The organism is Rhizobium aouanii (assembly GCF_037002925.1).
Taxonomy (GTDB): Bacteria; Pseudomonadota; Alphaproteobacteria; order Rhizobiales; family Rhizobiaceae; genus Rhizobium; species Rhizobium aouanii.
The window spans coordinates 227,920-241,795 of sequence record NZ_JBAMYD010000007.1; the positions used below are offsets into that span (position 1 = coordinate 227,920).

Genomic DNA, 13,876 nt, shown 5'->3' on the forward strand with positions numbered 1-13,876 from the left:
CTTCTCGATAACTGTTATTCCTTGCATCCTGGATCATAATGCACGACAGAACAATGACTGTTTTATCTAGCCGCGAGACCGCCATGCGCCGCTTTCTGCCCGATACATTCACCATCCTGCTCGTCTGTACCGTCATCCTCGCCTCGTTGCTGCCGGCAAGCGGCACATTCGCAGACTATTTCGGCATCGCCACCGACCTTGCCATCGCGGCGCTGTTTTTCCTGCATGGCGCCCGTCTGTCGCGCGACGTCGTCATATCAGGCCTCTTGCACTGGCGCCTGCATCTCGTCATCCTGCTGACGACCTTCGGCATCTTCCCGCTGCTCGGCATGGCGCTGGGATGGATCCCGGACACGATCCTGCCGCAGCCGCTTTACCTCGGCATTCTCTTCCTCTGTGTGCTGCCGTCGACGGTGCAGTCGTCGATCGCCTTTACCTCGATGGCGGGCGGCAACGTGCCTGCCGCTATCTGCTCGGCCTCGGCATCCAACATCTTCGGCATGTTCCTGACGCCGCTGCTCGTCGGCCTGCTGTTTTCCGTCGGCGGCCATGGCGGCTTCTCCTTCGACGCATTGGAGCAGATCCTGCTGCAGCTGCTTGCCCCCTTCCTCATCGGCCAGGTTCTGCAGCCCTGGATCGGCGACTGGATTCGCGCCAAGAAGAAGATCCTGATGCCTGTCGACCGCGGCTCGATCCTGATGGTCGTCTATCTGGCCTTCAGCACGGCTGTCGTCGAGGGCCTGTGGCACACCTTCTCGATCGCCGATATCGCCGTCGTCATCGTCGCCGACATGGTCCTGCTGGCAATTGTCCTGGTGCTGACGATGTTCGGCAGCCGCTGGATGGGCTTCAACAAGGCAGACGAGATCACCATCACCTTCTGCGGCTCGAAGAAGAGCCTCGCAAGTGGCGTGCCGATGGCCAACGTCATTTTCGCCGGCCAGTCGATCGGCGCGATCGTGTTGCCGCTGATGCTGTTTCACCAGATCCAGCTGATGGTATGCGCCGCCATCGCCCAGAAATACGCTGCCGCCGCGGCCCGCCGCGCAACGCAAAAAGAGATAGACGAAGCCGCCAGCCCGGCCTGAGCCGCAATAAAAAACGGCGCTCCGATGGAGCGCCGTCCGTTTTATCCCGTGGGATATGATTAGCCGTTGATGACCTGCGCTTCGATGGCCTTTGGAGCCTCGACCGGTTCTGCGGCAATTGCGATCTTGCGGGGCTTCATGGCCTCGGGAATGTTGCGCAGAAGGTCGATGTGCAACAGGCCGTTCTTCAGCGAAGCGGCGGTCACCTCGACATGGTCGGCAAGCTGGAAGCGGCGCTCGAAGGCGCGCTTGGCAATGCCACGGTAGAGGAATTCGCCGCCTTCGGCAGGTTCCTCGTTCTTTTCACCCTTCACCGACAGCACGTGGGCATGGGCTTCGATCGAAAGTTCGGTTTCGTCGAAACCGGCAACCGCCATGGTGATGCGATAGGTGTTTTCACCAGTGCGCTCGATATTATAGGGCGGATAGGTTTGCGCCTGCTCCGGCTGGGCAAGGCTGTCGAGCATGGTGAAGAGCCGGTCGAAACCGACGGTCGAACGATAAAGGGGAGAGAAGTCTACGTGACGCATGATGTCCTCCTGTGGAAGCGACGTGTTGCGATGAAATGCCCCTGAGACCCCATCTTTGGCGGCCTTGGGACGGTTGCGCAGGCCCTGTTCGGCACCCGCAGAAAGGAAATGGTGATGGGATTCGAGGAGTTCAAGACCTTTTTGCAATCGCCTTGATCGGCCTGTGAACCCCGCATGAACGACCGGTTCGGAGCGCGTTCAGGCGCATTCGCCTAGGATTCAGGCGTCGGGTGAATCTGGTCCCGATGGCTGAAGTGCATCGTCCCTTCTTCTTCAGCCTCAACTTCGGCCGGCCGCGAGCACCCTCATGCTCCTGCCGGCCCTTTTCCCCACCGCTTTCCAAGCCGGATGCCATGCGCTATCCCTGATGCGAAGCAGTCAGCAGCGGCGCATTGGCAAAGTCATGGATCAGGTTCTCTATTCGACGCCCGATAATCCCGCCCCGGAAAACCGCACGGAGGGGTTCTTCGAAACCCATGACGGCCACCAACTGCGTTACGCCGTCTTCCGCTCCAGCGGCCAGATTGCCAAGGGCACCGTCGTCATCTTGCATGGCCGAAACGAATATATCGAGAAATATTTCGAGACCATCCGCGACCTTACCGCTAAGGGTCTCTGGGTCGCGACCTTCGATCTGCGCGGCCAAGGCGGTTCATCGCGGCTCATGAAGCGCCGCAACCACGGCCACATCCGCCGCTTTGCCGATTACGAGCGTGATCTCGATACCTTCCTGGAAAAGGTGGTGCTGCCGGATACCCGCCTGCCCTTCTATCTGCTCGCCCATTCCACAGGTGGCCTGATCGCACTCTCGGCCGCGCCCTATCTCGCCACCCGTATCGATCGCATGGTGCTGTCGGCGCCCTTCATCGGCCTGACCGGCCAGTCGGCCTCGCCCCGCGTCATCCGCGCTCTCGCCGGCACGCTGACCGCCGTCGGCCTCGGCTTCCTGCCGCTGACCTCAAAACTGAAGGAGCCGAACTTCAGCGACAATCCGCTGACCTCGGACGAACACCGCTTCGAGCGCAATGTCGCGATGATGAAGGCCTATCCGGAATTGACGCTCGGGCCGCCGACGGCCCGCTGGCTGATCGAGGCTTTCCGCACGATGGACCGGGTCACCTCACCCTACCATCTCTTCTCGATCACCATCCCGACCATCGTCATCGCCCCGACGCGTGACGGTGTCGTGCCCTACACGGCGCAGGAGCGGCTCTCGCGTTACTTCCGCGCCGGCCAACTGGTGCCGATCAACGGCGCCCGTCACGAAATCTTCCAGGAGCGCGATATCTATCGCGCCGCCGCCCTTGCCGCCTTCCACGCCTTCATTCCCGGCAGCGATGCCGAAGAAAACCAGGACGTCGCCGCCCTCGGCACGTGAGACGGATCGGCTTTGCCGACCGGGGGATCAGCGCTGCTCACCCCGGGATCAGCGCTGCAGGATGGCGATTGCCTGTTCGTAGACCGCCTGGCTGCCGGCGGCGATGATCGAGCCGCCGTTTTCCGGCCGTCCGCCGTCCCAGGTGGTGATGAGGCCGCCCGCCCCTTCGATGACGGGAATGATGCCGCCGACGTCATAGGGCTTCAGGCTGTTTTCCACGACCAGATCGATATGGCCGGCGGCAAGCAGCGCATAGGCATAGCAGTCGCAGCCATAGCGGAAAAGCCGCACCTGGCCTTCGATCTCGCGGTATTTCTCCATCTCCTCGCCGGCAAAGAGATGCGGTGAGGTGGTGAACAGGATGGCGTTCGAAAGCGTGTCGCACTGGCGCGTCGCCAGCCGTCGCTCGCCCTCCGGCCCGGTATAGATCGAGCCGTTCTGGTCGGCGAAATAACGCTCGCCGGTAAAGGGTTGCTCGATCATGCCCATGATCGCCCGGCCCGCTTTCTGCAGGCCGATCAGCGTTCCCCACACCGGCACACCCGATATGAAGGCGCGCGTGCCGTCGATCGGATCAATCACCCAGACATATTCGCGGTCGAGGCCGACATCGCCATGTTCCTCGCCGAGAATGCCGTGGTCGGGGAAATTCTCCTCGATCAGCGCCCGGATGGCGAGTTCGGCCGCCCGGTCGCCCTCCGTCACCGGATCGAAACCGGAGGAAAGCTTGTTCGTGACATCGAGGCCGGAGCGGAAACGCGGCAGCGTTTCGGCGCGGGCAGCCTCCGCCAGGCGATTGAAGAACGAACGGTCAGGAAACATGTTGGATCCGTTTGGCTGGCGGGAGTGGCGCTTTTCATAGCGAAAAGCGACGGGAATGCAAACGCAGCAGGCAAATAGGGTTTAGTTGCACAAAGATATCGCAGCGCAATATATTGCTTGACATTTGTGCAATGCAATAGTAGCGTCTTCATACAGTCTTCTGACTGTAAATACCCTCCTTGGGTGTTTCCTCCCTAGACTTAGCCGCGCTCACAAGCGCGGTTTTTTTTGGCCGGGAAGGCCACACGTCAGCAAAATCGAAAACGGATCTATTCGGCGGCCAGCGCCCGCTCGCCGGCGAATTTCTCGACATAGTCCGCCATCTGCTGCATGAAGTCCGTGACGGCATCGGCCACCGCGGCGAAATCCTCGCGTTTCTCCAGCGTCAGCTCATCGACATAGATCGCCCGGTTCACCTCGATCTGCAGCGCGTGCAGTCCGCGCGAAGGCCGGCCGTAGTGTTCGGTGATGAAGCCGCCGGCATAGGGCTTGTTGCGGAGCGCCGCAAAACCCATCTCCTCGAGGATGGCGATCGCCGCGCGCGAAAGTTCGGCCGAAGCGCTGGTGCCGTAGCGATCGCCGATGATGAAATCGGGCCGCGCAGTGCTGCCGGCGACGCGCACATTGCCGGGCATCGAGTGGCAGTCGATCAGCACGCCGAAGCCGAATTGCACATGCGTTCGCGCGATCAGCCGGCGGAGCGCCGCATGATAGGGCTTGTAGACCGCTTCGACGCGGTCCAGCCCCTCCTGCACCGGCAAGCGCCGGGCATAGATCTCCATATTCTCGGCGACGATGCGCGGAATGGTGCCGAGCCCGCCGGCAACTCTCAGCGAATTGACGTTGGCATAGGGCGGCAGCAACCCGTCGAACATCCGCGGATCGAGTTCGTAGGGTTCGCGATTGACGTCGAGATAGGCGCGCGGGAAGTTGGCCGCCAGAAGCGGCGCGCCGAGTGCGACCGCCGAGCCGAAGAGCTCGTCGACGTAATGATCCTCGGAACGGCGGATGGCGATGCCTTCCAGCCTGGACTGAGCGATAAATTCCGGTGGATAAATGCGGCCGCTATGGGGGGAGTTGTAGACGAAGGGAATGGTCTGCGACACGGGCTCATGGACCTCAAAAAGCTCGTATTCGCGTATTTCCGGCACTTTCGGCCCTCTTTACCATGTCATGAACTGACTGCTTCGCGTATGTTGCCAGTTGCCCGCCCGCAAGTCCATACTATGTAGAAGGGATGGCGGTCACGCACAGGCAATTCACCGGTTGTTTACCGGGGCGAGACTAGTGTAAACGGCTGGCAGCCCACCAAAAACCTATGGATCGCGGTCTGGATTGATGACTCAGAAGATACTTCTCGCCGAAGATGACAACGACATGCGCCGCTTCCTGGTGAAAGCGCTCGAAAAGGCCGGCTACAAGGTCCTTTCCTACGACAATGGCGCCAGCGCCTACGACCGGCTGCGCGAGGAGCCGTTTTCCCTGCTGCTGACCGATATCGTCATGCCCGAGATGGACGGCATCGAGCTGGCGCGCCGCGCCACCGAACTCGACCCCGACCTGAAGGTGATGTTCATCACCGGTTTTGCCGCCGTGGCGCTGAACCCTGATTCGAAGGCGCCGAAGGATGCCAAGGTCCTTTCCAAGCCTTTCCACCTGCGCGATCTGGTCGACGAGGTCAACAAGATGCTTGCCGCATAAGGCTTGCCGGGCGGCGCGTCACAAAACTGAAAAAAGCCTATTGACGGCTCCGAAGGTTTTGTGATCTATGCGCCGCCATCGGATGGGCGTGTAGCTCAGCGGGAGAGCACTACGTTGACATCGTAGGGGTCACAGGTTCAATCCCTGTCACGCCCACCATCCTAATTCGCTAAAAAGCAAACGGCCTTTCGAAAAATCGACAGGCCGTTTGCTTTTTAAATTTCCGAGTTGCGCCGTCCTCATAGTCCGTGCGGCAAGGCCGTTTTGCTTATTGAAGAAGTACCCGAAATGCCGATTTTCGGTGAAACAACATTTTGGATGCATCCCTGCGTCCCGCTTCCATCCCTAATGCAACTATATCCTTGCCGTAAAATTGCGTCGAGCGTCCGAAGCCCGTTCCGGGCAGCACCAAAGCTCCAGATCTGCTTGCCACATCGTCGTCGCTAACGGATTGCGGTCGGCTCGCGCGCATTGCAGCGACGGCGCGATCGCATATGAGAACATGCTCACGCGCTCGTCACTTGCATTAGCGTATTCAAGTTTCAGCCCCTCGTTGGTCAAGCATCCAGAGCTGCCGGTTTTGTGACGGACAGATGACGAGTTTGTGACAAAATGCGTGTTATTTCAGCAACATAGCTGCCCCGCCCTGCTGTCACGATCGACATCGTTATTGCGACGCAACATGCCGCTGTGTAACTACCGCGGCGAGGCAGGCACCGGGTCAAAAGGCGCCGCTTCGCTCACACGGGTTGAAGATACGTAGGGACTGCCGATGGCAACGGTCTTCATCCTTCTGCATCTGAACTGGAGGTTATTCCATGAACATCAAGAGCCTTCTTCTCGGCTCCGCTGCTGCACTTGCAGTAGTATCCGGCGCTCAGGCTGCCGACGCTATCGTTGCTGCCGAGCCGGAACCGGTTGAATATGTTCGCGTCTGCGACGCTTACGGCACCGGTTACTTCTACATCCCGGGCACCGAAACCTGCCTCAAGATCAACGGCTACGTCCGTTTCCAGGTTGACGTTGCTCCGAACGCCAGCTCGATCGGCGCCAGCGGCGGCGGTTCTGTCGCCAACGACTCGGACTGGGATGCCCGTACTCGCGGCCAGGTTCAGTTTACGGCCAAGAGCGACACCGAATATGGTCCGCTGACCGGCGTCATCGTCATGCAGTTCAATGCTGACAACGCTTCGGCTCAGAAGGCCATCCTCGACTCCGCTTACATCGACATCGCCGGCTTCCGCGCTGGTCTGTTCTACTCCTGGTGGGACGATGGTCTCTCCGGCGAAACGGACGATATCGGTTCTCCGGTCACGCTGCACAACTCCATCCGTTATCAGTACGAAACCGACGCTTTCTACGCTGGCATCAGCGTTGACGAGCTGGAAGACAGCCCGTTCTACAACGGCGAAACCGCCAACAACGTCGGCGTTGCAGTCGGTCTCGGCGGCAAGGCTGGCATCTTCAGCTATCAGATCACGGCTGGTTACGACACCGACAACGAAGAAGGCGCCGTCCGCGCTATGGGTACGGTTGCTGTCGGTCCGGGTACGCTCGGCCTCGCAGTTGTCTACGCCAGCAACCCGAACGCCTATTACAACAAGGCTGAATGGGCGATCGCTGCTGAATACGCCATCAAGGCGACTGACAAGCTGAAGATCACCCCGGCTGTTCAGTACTACAACAACTACGGCATCACTGCTGGCGAGTTCAACGACGACGTGGATGCCTGGAAGGTCGGTCTGACGGTTGATTACCAGATCGTCGACAACCTCTCCACCAAGATTTCGGTTCAGTATCTCGATCCGGACAATGCTAGCGACGTTACCTCGGGCTTCTTCCGCCTGCAGCGCGCGTTCTGATAAAAGGCTGCCGGCTAGAACAGGATGTCATCCGAAAACCGTTCACACTTTTCGGCATCATGCTCTGGACCGGTAGCTACAAATTCCTGATCTGACTGACCTCCGATCGGGAAAGAATGGGCCTGGACTTCCCTGCCTGGGCCTATTCCCCTTGACCAGACGTGCGTCCAAGACGACACCTCGATGAGTGCCTTGCCACTGTCGTGTCACATCGGTTCGTTGCCGATGTCCGGCAGCCTATGTCGTTGCCGGATCTTGTAACCAGCAAGCGCAACCAGCTTTTTACTGATCTGCCGCCGATCGTCGAGCGAGCCCCGCGGCCGACAAAATTTTTTCACCTCAGCAATAACGGCGCCAAATTCGGACACAGAGCCATGCCATGGCGAACCGAGGGTGAGGTAATGATTCGCCTCGCCGCGACATGGGGTTTGAGATCGAAATGAAGTTATCCGCGCTTGCCGCTGCCGCCCTTTTTTCCGCCGTCCTCGCCTTGCCGGCCTCTGCCGCGCCGGCCGCACCCGCCGAGACCTTTCCTGGTGCGCCCGGCGTCATTACGCTTTCCGGCAAATGCGCCAAGCTGGTCGTCGCCAAGTTCGACGCCACCAAGGGCTGCAAGAACGAGCTTGCCAGTGTCACGCTGGCCAATGGCGTGGTGACCTTCATCTTCACCTCGGACGGCAAGGCACTGGGCTTCCAGGGCGACGGCAGCGGCATCAAGCCTGCCTCCAACGGCAATGCCCGCCTGCCGCTCAGCCTCGTCACCACGGGTGTCGGCAACAAGATGACCGGAGAGGTCAAGGTTGCCGGCTTCTGCACCTTCGGCAATCCCTATGCCGGCAAGCCGATCGCGATCGAATGCACCGCCGAAAGCAAGGACTCCTCCTTCACCGGCAGCTTCCGTACCGGCGGCAAGCTGGTGAAGAAGGGGAAGTAGCCGCCCTCAGGCGCACCAGGCACTGCCGGCAGCCCCCGGCTTGCGTGCCAGCCCCTCATTGATCAACTGAGCCCCGAAAGAGCGCCCGTCGCGCGAGACGACGCGCGGCGCGGCGGAGGACTCGGCCTTACCCGCCGCATTCATGGTGAAAGGCCCGGCGTTCAGAAGCGCCAGCAGCCGCGACTTGGCGGCAAAGGCCACCCGGCGCTCGCCGTCACAGCGCGCCCGGTCGACCGCCGGGCTTGCCATGTCGGCAATCACGATCTTCTCGCCCTTGTACCAGAAGACGCCACCGTCGCCGACGCAATTGATATGGGCGCCCTGCCCGCAATAGCCGAAGGCGACTGTCCTGGCTTCCGAAACGGCAGCGGAGGCCGGCGACGGCACTGCCTTTATCGGCTGGATCATCGGCGTCGGGATCGCGGCCGGCGGCAGCGACTGCGGTACTGGGACTTTCGGCGTGGGTGCGGCAAGCGCCACCTGCTTCGGGGGCGTGTCCTTCTTGACGACAGGCCTCGGCTCCGCCGTGTCCCGTGTGATCGGCGGCGATTGCCTTGCAAGCATCGGCTGGATGCTCTTCCAATGGTCGTGGGCGACGATGCCGCCGATTGCGGCAATGCCGATCACCGCCCAGGGCAGCAATCCGCCGCCGCTGCTGCGCGCTTTGCTCTTTCCTCTCGCCGGCGCCTTGCGGCGGCCGCGTGTCGCTGTCTTGGCCATCTGTCCGATTCCCGTGAGGTCGGGATTATCGCTGCCCAATCCTTTCCGAAAGGTTGGCGCGGCGACAGGATGATGCCTGGTTCGCCGAACTTTCCCTCCAATGACATGAACGCGCCGGTGCGCACCGGAGAGACCAACGGGCCCATCGAAACGCACGAGGGAAAAAAGCTGAACAAATTCCGGGCTCAGACGTTAGCCAGCGAAAAATTTCATCTGCTCTGGGGAAAAATCCATGGATCTCATTATCGCCGACATAATACCGGCGTCGCGTATCCACTATCCCGTCATCTTCGCCCGCCTCCTCGGCGCTATCGTCTTCGGCGGGCTGATCGGCTTCGAGCGTGAGGCCCGCGACCGCCCGGCAGGCTTCCGCACCCATATTCTGATCAGTCTTGCCGCTGCCCTCTTCGCCATCATCTCGATCGAGGCAGTGCACATGCCGGGTTTTACCGATGACGATCAGGTGCGCATCGATCCGCTGCGCGTCATCGAAGCCGTCACCGCCGGCGTTGCCTTCCTTGCCGCCGGCATGATCGTCTTTGCAAGAGGTCGGGTGCACGGGCTGACGACGGGCGCCGGCATGTGGCTCTCCGGCGCGATCGGCCTCGCCATGGGCTTCGGCTATTGGCCGATCGCCTTCTTCACGACGCTCGCTGCCATCTGCGTGCTCTTCGCCTTCGGTAAACTCGAACAATGGTTCGGCTATAATTCCGGACAGCGTGTCGATCGCGATGAACACAAATAGAAAAACAAAGCGCCCGGCATCACGCCGGGCGCTCGTGTCACGTGCGCTTCAGTTGGTCATTCGGCTGTTGGTCGTTCAGCCCGTGTGGCCGAAAGATCGCTTTTCCCAACCGATGCCGTGCCGCCGACGGAGAGCGGCTTCTGGCGTTTGCCGATATTGATGCGCTCGTCCGCCGCCTCGCGTACGGCCTGCCATTCATTTTCGTGCCGGATGAAGATCTCGCGGGGCACAAAGTTGATCGTCATATGTTTCTCACCCTGTTTCAAATCTACCGTTCGCGCCGGAGGCTTCCGGAATACCCGTTATTTCTTGGTCCCTGCATTGCCCTTGATGTCGGGGCCTCCCTTGGAAAGATCGGCGCCGGTAACATGGGCCGGCACGTGAATGTCGTGGTAGATGCCGGGCGTCAGTGTCAGGTCGACATGATGCGGCGGCAGCACCTGCGCCTTCTGCATGCGGTTCGGCTTCGCCCGCTTCATGCGGTCGGACGCCTCCGTGCGTTTGTCGGGAAGATGGGTCGAAGTGTGCATCATCGGCCTCCTTTTTAAGCTCAACCAGAGCCTAACGGGCGGGCGTCGGGATGGTTCCAAAAAAAATCACCCAATCCCGGTGTGACGACCGGCCTTGACTGGCCCGCGAAGTTCATTACCTAGAGCCTATCCCGCAGCCTTCCAGACATCGGCTGACGGGGAACTTTGGTGCCGGGCCCCTCTGGCGAGAGTTTTTACGGCGCTCTCGTGATGTCGGTACCGCCTGCAGCTTAGCCGGCGGATTTTTCATCGATGAACAAGCTCACCATGCCTGACCCGCGTGCCCGTTGTGGCGTGCCGCGTTTTTCCAATATATCGACCCTCTTCAACACGATTTGCGGCCGCGAGGTGCGGCCATGAACCGACCCGTGACCCATAACTCTTCGCTCAGCTATTTCCGCTGGGCTTTCATCGTCACTGCTCTCGGCCTCGTTCTCGGCGCGGTGCTCGGCTGGCAGACGACCGGTACGATCGGCGGCATGGCGACCGTCTTCTTCATCTGCACGGTGCTTGCGGTGCTGGAGATCTCGCTCTCCTTCGATAATGCCATCGTCAACGCCAACAAGCTGAAGGAGATGACGCCGGTCTGGCAGCAGCGCTTCCTCACCTGGGGCATCATCATCGCCGTCTTCGGCATGCGCATCGTCTTCCCGCTGGCAATCGTCGCTATCGCGGCGCGGATCGGCCCCTGGGATGCTCTGGTGCTTGCCGCACGCGAACCCGAGGAATATGCCCGCATCATGAACGATGCGCATCTGCCGATCGCAGCCTTCGGCGGCACCTTCCTGATGATGGTCGGCCTCAGCTATTTCTTCGACCACGAGAAGAAAATCCATTGGCTTCGCGGTCTGGAAAAGGTGATGGCGCGCTCGGCGACCATCAGGGGCATCGAGATCGCCTTCGTGCTGGCACTGATGCTTGTGTTCTCCTGGTTGATCGGTGGCGAGGAAGCCAGTGTCTTCGTCCATTGCGCCATCTACGGCCTGCTCACCTTCCTCGCGGTCGAGGTTGTCGGTGAGCTGCTCGATGCGTCGCAGCAGACGATGAGTGCTGCCGCCAAGGGCGGCCTCGGCGCCTTCATCTATCTGGAGGTGCTGGATGCCAGCTTCTCCTTCGACGGCGTCATCGGCGCCTTCGCCTTGACGCAGAACCTCTTCGTCATCGCGATCGGTCTCGGCATCGGCGCCATGTACGTGCGCTCGATGACGATCATGCTGGTGGAGAAGGGAACGCTTGCCGAATACCGCTATCTCGAGCATGGCGCCTTCTACGCCATCCTGATCCTCTCGGTGATCATGTATGCGCAGACCCTGGTCCACATCCCCGAGGTCATCACCGGGCTCGGCGGCGCAGCCTTGATCGGCCTGTCCCTCTGGTCGTCCATCCGCCACAACAGGCGCGAAAGGGTGGAGGATCATGGCGCCCGGCAGGAGGAACTTCACGCCTGAGGATGCAAGAAGCCGCGGTGCGCGCCACCCTTGCAGCTAAAAATAAAGCCCGCGACCATCCGGTTGCGGGCTAATTCATTCATGCATGACTTGAAGGTCTTAGCGGGAGACCTGACCGAAGGAGGCCGGGTCGATACCGAGTGTGGTGAGGTCGTTAGCGCGCGGGCGGCGACCGGCTTCGACAGCAGCGCTGACGGCGTTTGCGGCACCAAGGACGGCGAATGCGCGGCCAAAGAAGCCAGTACGGACTGAATTGCGAAGTGCGGACATTGTCCTTTTCCTCTTGCTCTATGATTGACTACTCATAGATGGCATCGCGCACAGACCTCCACAATGCTCAGAAAATCACCTCAGCCATGCAAAAACAGGAGGCCGGCGCATGTCTCCATGGCCGACCTCGAGGCAGGGGTGGGTGGTCTTTTTCTTCTTAGAGCGCCGTGCGTCCTTACGGACGCGCAAAGGACGCTCTAACACTTTGAAATCTGCACATCGTGCTTTCCGAAAATCGATTCCGATTTTCGGGCCGATGCGCTAGTCTTCGTTTGCCGCCAGTTGCGAGAGCACCTGGCCCCTGCCGCGCAGCCGCAGGATCAGCGGGATGAGGAAGGCGGCGGCTGCAACGATGAGCAGGCCTGCTGCGATCGGCGACATCACCAGCGTCGTCACATCGCCCTGGCTGATCGCCAGCGCCCGGCGCAGCTGCTGTTCGGCAAGCGGCCCGAGGATCAGGCCGACGACGGCAGGCGCGATCGGATAGCCGAAGAGCCGCATCACATAGCCGAGCAGGCCGAAGGCGAGCAGCATGCCGAGCTCGAACACCGACGGATTGGCGCCGATCGTCCCGAGCGTCGCAAACAGCAGGATGCCGGCATAGAGCCACGGCTTCGGAACGGTCAGCAGCCGCACCCAGAGCCCGATCATCGGCAGGTTCAGCACCAAGAGCATCGCATTGGCGATGAGCAGGCTAGCGATCAGCCCCCAGACGAGCTGCGGATTGGTGGCAAACAGCAGCGGCCCCGGCTGCAGCCCGTATTGCTGGAAGCCGGCAAGCATGATCGCCGCCGTCGCCGTCGTCGGCAGGCCGAGCGTCAGAAGCGGCACCAGTGTGCCGGCGGCCGATGCATTGTTCGCCGCTTCAGGGCCGGCGACACCTTCGATCGCGCCATGGCCGAACTCTTCCGGGTTTTTCGCCAGCCGCTTTTCGGTGGCATAGGAGAGGAAGGTACCGATTTCGGCGCCGCCCGCCGGCATTGCGCCGATCGGGAAACCGATCAGCGTGCCGCGCAGCCACGGCTTCCACGAACGTGACCAGTCCTGCGCATTCATCCAGAGCGAACCCTTGACCGCCTCGACCTTCTCCGCGATCCGGTTGCCCTGCGCGGCGATATAAAGCGTCTCGCCGATCGCAAACATCGCCACGGCAAGCGTCGTTACCTCGACGCCGTCGAGCAGGTCGGGAATGCCGAAGGTAAGCCTGGCCTGCCCCGTCTGCTGGTCGATGCCGACCATGGCGAGCGCAAAGCCGATGAACAGCGAGGTCAGACCCCTCAATGCCGAATCGCCGAAGGCCGAGGAGACGGTGACGAAGGCGAGCACCATCAGCGCGAAATATTCGCGCGGCCCGAAGACCAGCGCCAGCTTGACGATATAGGGAGCGATGAAGGCGAGCCCGAGCGTGGCGATCAGGCCGGCGACGAAGGAGCCGATCGCTGCTGTCGCCAGCGCCGGCCCGCCGCGCCCGGCGCGCGCCATCTTGTTGCCCTCGAGCGCGGTGACGATCGAAGCGCTTTCACCCGGCGTGTTGAGCAGGATCGAGGTCGTCGAACCGCCATACATGCCGCCGTAATAGATGCCGGCGAACATGATCAGCGAGCCGCCGGGATCGAGCTTGTAGGTGACGGGCAACAGCAGCGCCACGGTGAGTGCCGGGCCGATGCCGGGAAGCACGCCGACGGCGGTGCCAAGCGTCACGCCGACCAGCGCATAAACCAGGTTCATCGGCTGCATCGCAACCAGGATACCCTGCCATAGAAATTCGAATGTGCTCATCTTGGTGTCCCAAGCGGCATTCCCGGCCGTGCGTTTCGCAACCGGGCGCCGCGCAAAATCAAAAGAGCT

15 protein-coding genes and 1 tRNA gene are annotated in these 13,876 nt (G+C 61.1%); 8 read left to right on the plus strand and 8 right to left on the minus strand.

Translation table 11 applies throughout. The features are described from left to right. The first annotated feature begins 38 nt into the window (after positions 1–38). Positions 39–1,088, plus strand: coding sequence for a bile acid:sodium symporter family protein (locus V8P77_RS14755; protein ID WP_335913121.1), 1,050 nt, complete (start codon positions 39–41; stop codon positions 1,086–1,088). Between the two features lie 59 nt (positions 1,089–1,147). On the opposite strand, the gene V8P77_RS14760 is transcribed toward V8P77_RS14755, so the two are convergent. Then, positions 1,148–1,618 carry an Hsp20 family protein gene (locus tag V8P77_RS14760; protein ID WP_335913122.1) on the minus strand — a complete coding sequence of 157 codons (471 nt, stop codon included), beginning with the start codon at positions 1,616–1,618 and terminating at the stop codon, positions 1,148–1,150. A 403-nt stretch (positions 1,619–2,021) separates the two neighbouring features. Between V8P77_RS14760 and V8P77_RS14765 the strand changes: the two genes are divergently transcribed. Next, positions 2,022–2,996 (plus strand): alpha/beta fold hydrolase, encoded by a 975-nt coding sequence (locus tag V8P77_RS14765; RefSeq protein ID WP_335913123.1) that lies wholly within the window; start codon positions 2,022–2,024, stop codon positions 2,994–2,996. A gap of 48 nt (positions 2,997–3,044) precedes the next feature. Here V8P77_RS14765 and hisN read toward each other — a convergent pair whose 3' ends face one another. Together hisN and V8P77_RS14775 are read right to left on the minus strand one after the other, a co-directional pair. Next, on the minus strand, positions 3,045–3,818 hold the full coding sequence (hisN, locus tag V8P77_RS14770) for a histidinol-phosphatase (RefSeq protein WP_335913124.1): 774 nt from the start codon (positions 3,816–3,818) through the stop codon (positions 3,045–3,047). 269 nt (positions 3,819–4,087) lie between these two features. Next, entirely contained in the window at positions 4,088–4,969 is an 882-nt protein-coding gene (locus tag V8P77_RS14775; protein ID WP_335913125.1) for an N-formylglutamate amidohydrolase, read from the minus strand. Positions 4,970–5,156: 187 nt separating this feature from the next. On the opposite strand from V8P77_RS14775, the gene cpdR1 reads away from it, so the two are divergent. The 4 genes from cpdR1 (at position 5,157) to V8P77_RS14795 (ending at position 8,315) form a co-directional block, all read left to right on the plus strand. Further along, positions 5,157–5,519, plus strand: a complete 363-nt coding sequence (gene cpdR1 / locus V8P77_RS14780; RefSeq protein WP_003542883.1) for a response regulator CpdR1 — start codon at positions 5,157–5,159, stop codon at positions 5,517–5,519. Positions 5,520–5,603: 84 nt separating this feature from the next. Then, positions 5,604–5,678 (plus strand) — tRNA-Val (locus tag V8P77_RS14785). Between the two features lie 659 nt (positions 5,679–6,337). Next, positions 6,338–7,381 carry a porin gene (locus V8P77_RS14790; RefSeq protein WP_335913126.1) on the plus strand — a complete coding sequence of 348 codons (1,044 nt, stop codon included), beginning with the start codon at positions 6,338–6,340 and terminating at the stop codon, positions 7,379–7,381. Positions 7,382–7,820: 439 nt separating this feature from the next. Further along, positions 7,821–8,315 (plus strand): hypothetical protein, encoded by a 495-nt coding sequence (locus tag V8P77_RS14795; RefSeq protein WP_172643807.1) that lies wholly within the window; start codon positions 7,821–7,823, stop codon positions 8,313–8,315. A gap of 6 nt (positions 8,316–8,321) precedes the next feature. On the opposite strand, the gene V8P77_RS14800 is transcribed toward V8P77_RS14795, so the two are convergent. Continuing rightward, complete coding sequence (locus V8P77_RS14800; protein ID WP_335913127.1) at positions 8,322–9,035, minus strand: hypothetical protein; 714 nt, start codon at positions 9,033–9,035, stop codon at positions 8,322–8,324. A 232-nt stretch (positions 9,036–9,267) separates the two neighbouring features. Between V8P77_RS14800 and V8P77_RS14805 the strand changes: the two genes are divergently transcribed. Next, positions 9,268–9,780 carry an MgtC/SapB family protein gene (locus V8P77_RS14805; protein WP_168289668.1) on the plus strand — a complete coding sequence of 171 codons (513 nt, stop codon included), beginning with the start codon at positions 9,268–9,270 and terminating at the stop codon, positions 9,778–9,780. A gap of 56 nt (positions 9,781–9,836) precedes the next feature. On the opposite strand, the gene V8P77_RS14810 is transcribed toward V8P77_RS14805, so the two are convergent. Both V8P77_RS14810 and V8P77_RS14815 read right to left on the minus strand, forming a co-directional pair. Then, on the minus strand, positions 9,837–10,025 hold the full coding sequence (locus tag V8P77_RS14810) for a hypothetical protein (protein ID WP_335913128.1): 189 nt from the start codon (positions 10,023–10,025) through the stop codon (positions 9,837–9,839). A gap of 57 nt (positions 10,026–10,082) precedes the next feature. Then, positions 10,083–10,313 carry a hypothetical protein gene (locus V8P77_RS14815; protein WP_017962093.1) on the minus strand — a complete coding sequence of 77 codons (231 nt, stop codon included), beginning with the start codon at positions 10,311–10,313 and terminating at the stop codon, positions 10,083–10,085. Positions 10,314–10,666: 353 nt separating this feature from the next. Between V8P77_RS14815 and V8P77_RS14820 the strand changes: the two genes are divergently transcribed. Further along, a complete protein-coding gene (locus V8P77_RS14820) occupies positions 10,667–11,758 on the plus strand; it encodes a DUF475 domain-containing protein (RefSeq protein ID WP_335913129.1) in 1,092 nt (363 codons plus the stop codon). A gap of 99 nt (positions 11,759–11,857) precedes the next feature. On the opposite strand, the gene V8P77_RS14825 is transcribed toward V8P77_RS14820, so the two are convergent. Both V8P77_RS14825 and V8P77_RS14830 read right to left on the minus strand, forming a co-directional pair. Beyond that, positions 11,858–12,028, minus strand: a complete 171-nt coding sequence (locus V8P77_RS14825) for a hypothetical protein (RefSeq protein ID WP_003542890.1) — start codon at positions 12,026–12,028, stop codon at positions 11,858–11,860. Positions 12,029–12,289: 261 nt separating this feature from the next. Further along, on the minus strand, positions 12,290–13,807 hold the full coding sequence (locus V8P77_RS14830) for a tripartite tricarboxylate transporter permease (protein WP_027667767.1): 1,518 nt from the start codon (positions 13,805–13,807) through the stop codon (positions 12,290–12,292). Positions 13,808–13,876 lie beyond the last annotated feature (69 nt).

Bases quoted from the DNA above. Each gene is read 5' to 3' on its own strand.
- V8P77_RS14810 (WP_335913128.1), bottom strand. From the start codon at position 10,025: ATGACGATCAACTTTGTGCCCCGCGAGATCTTCATCCGGCACGAAAAT.
- V8P77_RS14795 (WP_172643807.1), top strand. From the start codon at position 7,821: ATGAAGTTATCCGCGCTTGCCGCTGCCGCCCTTTTTTCCGCCGTCCTC.
- V8P77_RS14800 (WP_335913127.1), bottom strand. From the start codon at position 9,035: ATGGCCAAGACAGCGACACGCGGCCGCCGCAAGGCGCCGGCGAGAGGA.
- V8P77_RS14815 (WP_017962093.1), bottom strand. From the start codon at position 10,313: ATGATGCACACTTCGACCCATCTTCCCGACAAACGCACGGAGGCGTCC.
- V8P77_RS14805 (WP_168289668.1), top strand. From the start codon at position 9,268: ATGGATCTCATTATCGCCGACATAATACCGGCGTCGCGTATCCACTAT.
- V8P77_RS14830 (WP_027667767.1), bottom strand. From the start codon at position 13,807: ATGAGCACATTCGAATTTCTATGGCAGGGTATCCTGGTTGCGATGCAG.
- V8P77_RS14760 (WP_335913122.1), bottom strand. From the start codon at position 1,618: ATGCGTCACGTAGACTTCTCTCCCCTTTATCGTTCGACCGTCGGTTTC.
- V8P77_RS14820 (WP_335913129.1), top strand. From the start codon at position 10,667: ATGAACCGACCCGTGACCCATAACTCTTCGCTCAGCTATTTCCGCTGG.
- V8P77_RS14765 (WP_335913123.1), top strand. From the start codon at position 2,022: ATGGATCAGGTTCTCTATTCGACGCCCGATAATCCCGCCCCGGAAAAC.
- hisN (WP_335913124.1), bottom strand. From the start codon at position 3,818: ATGTTTCCTGACCGTTCGTTCTTCAATCGCCTGGCGGAGGCTGCCCGC.
- V8P77_RS14825 (WP_003542890.1), bottom strand. From the start codon at position 12,028: ATGTCCGCACTTCGCAATTCAGTCCGTACTGGCTTCTTTGGCCGCGCA.
- V8P77_RS14790 (WP_335913126.1), top strand. From the start codon at position 6,338: ATGAACATCAAGAGCCTTCTTCTCGGCTCCGCTGCTGCACTTGCAGTA.
- V8P77_RS14755 (WP_335913121.1), top strand. From the start codon at position 39: ATGCACGACAGAACAATGACTGTTTTATCTAGCCGCGAGACCGCCATG.
- cpdR1 (WP_003542883.1), top strand. From the start codon at position 5,157: ATGACTCAGAAGATACTTCTCGCCGAAGATGACAACGACATGCGCCGC.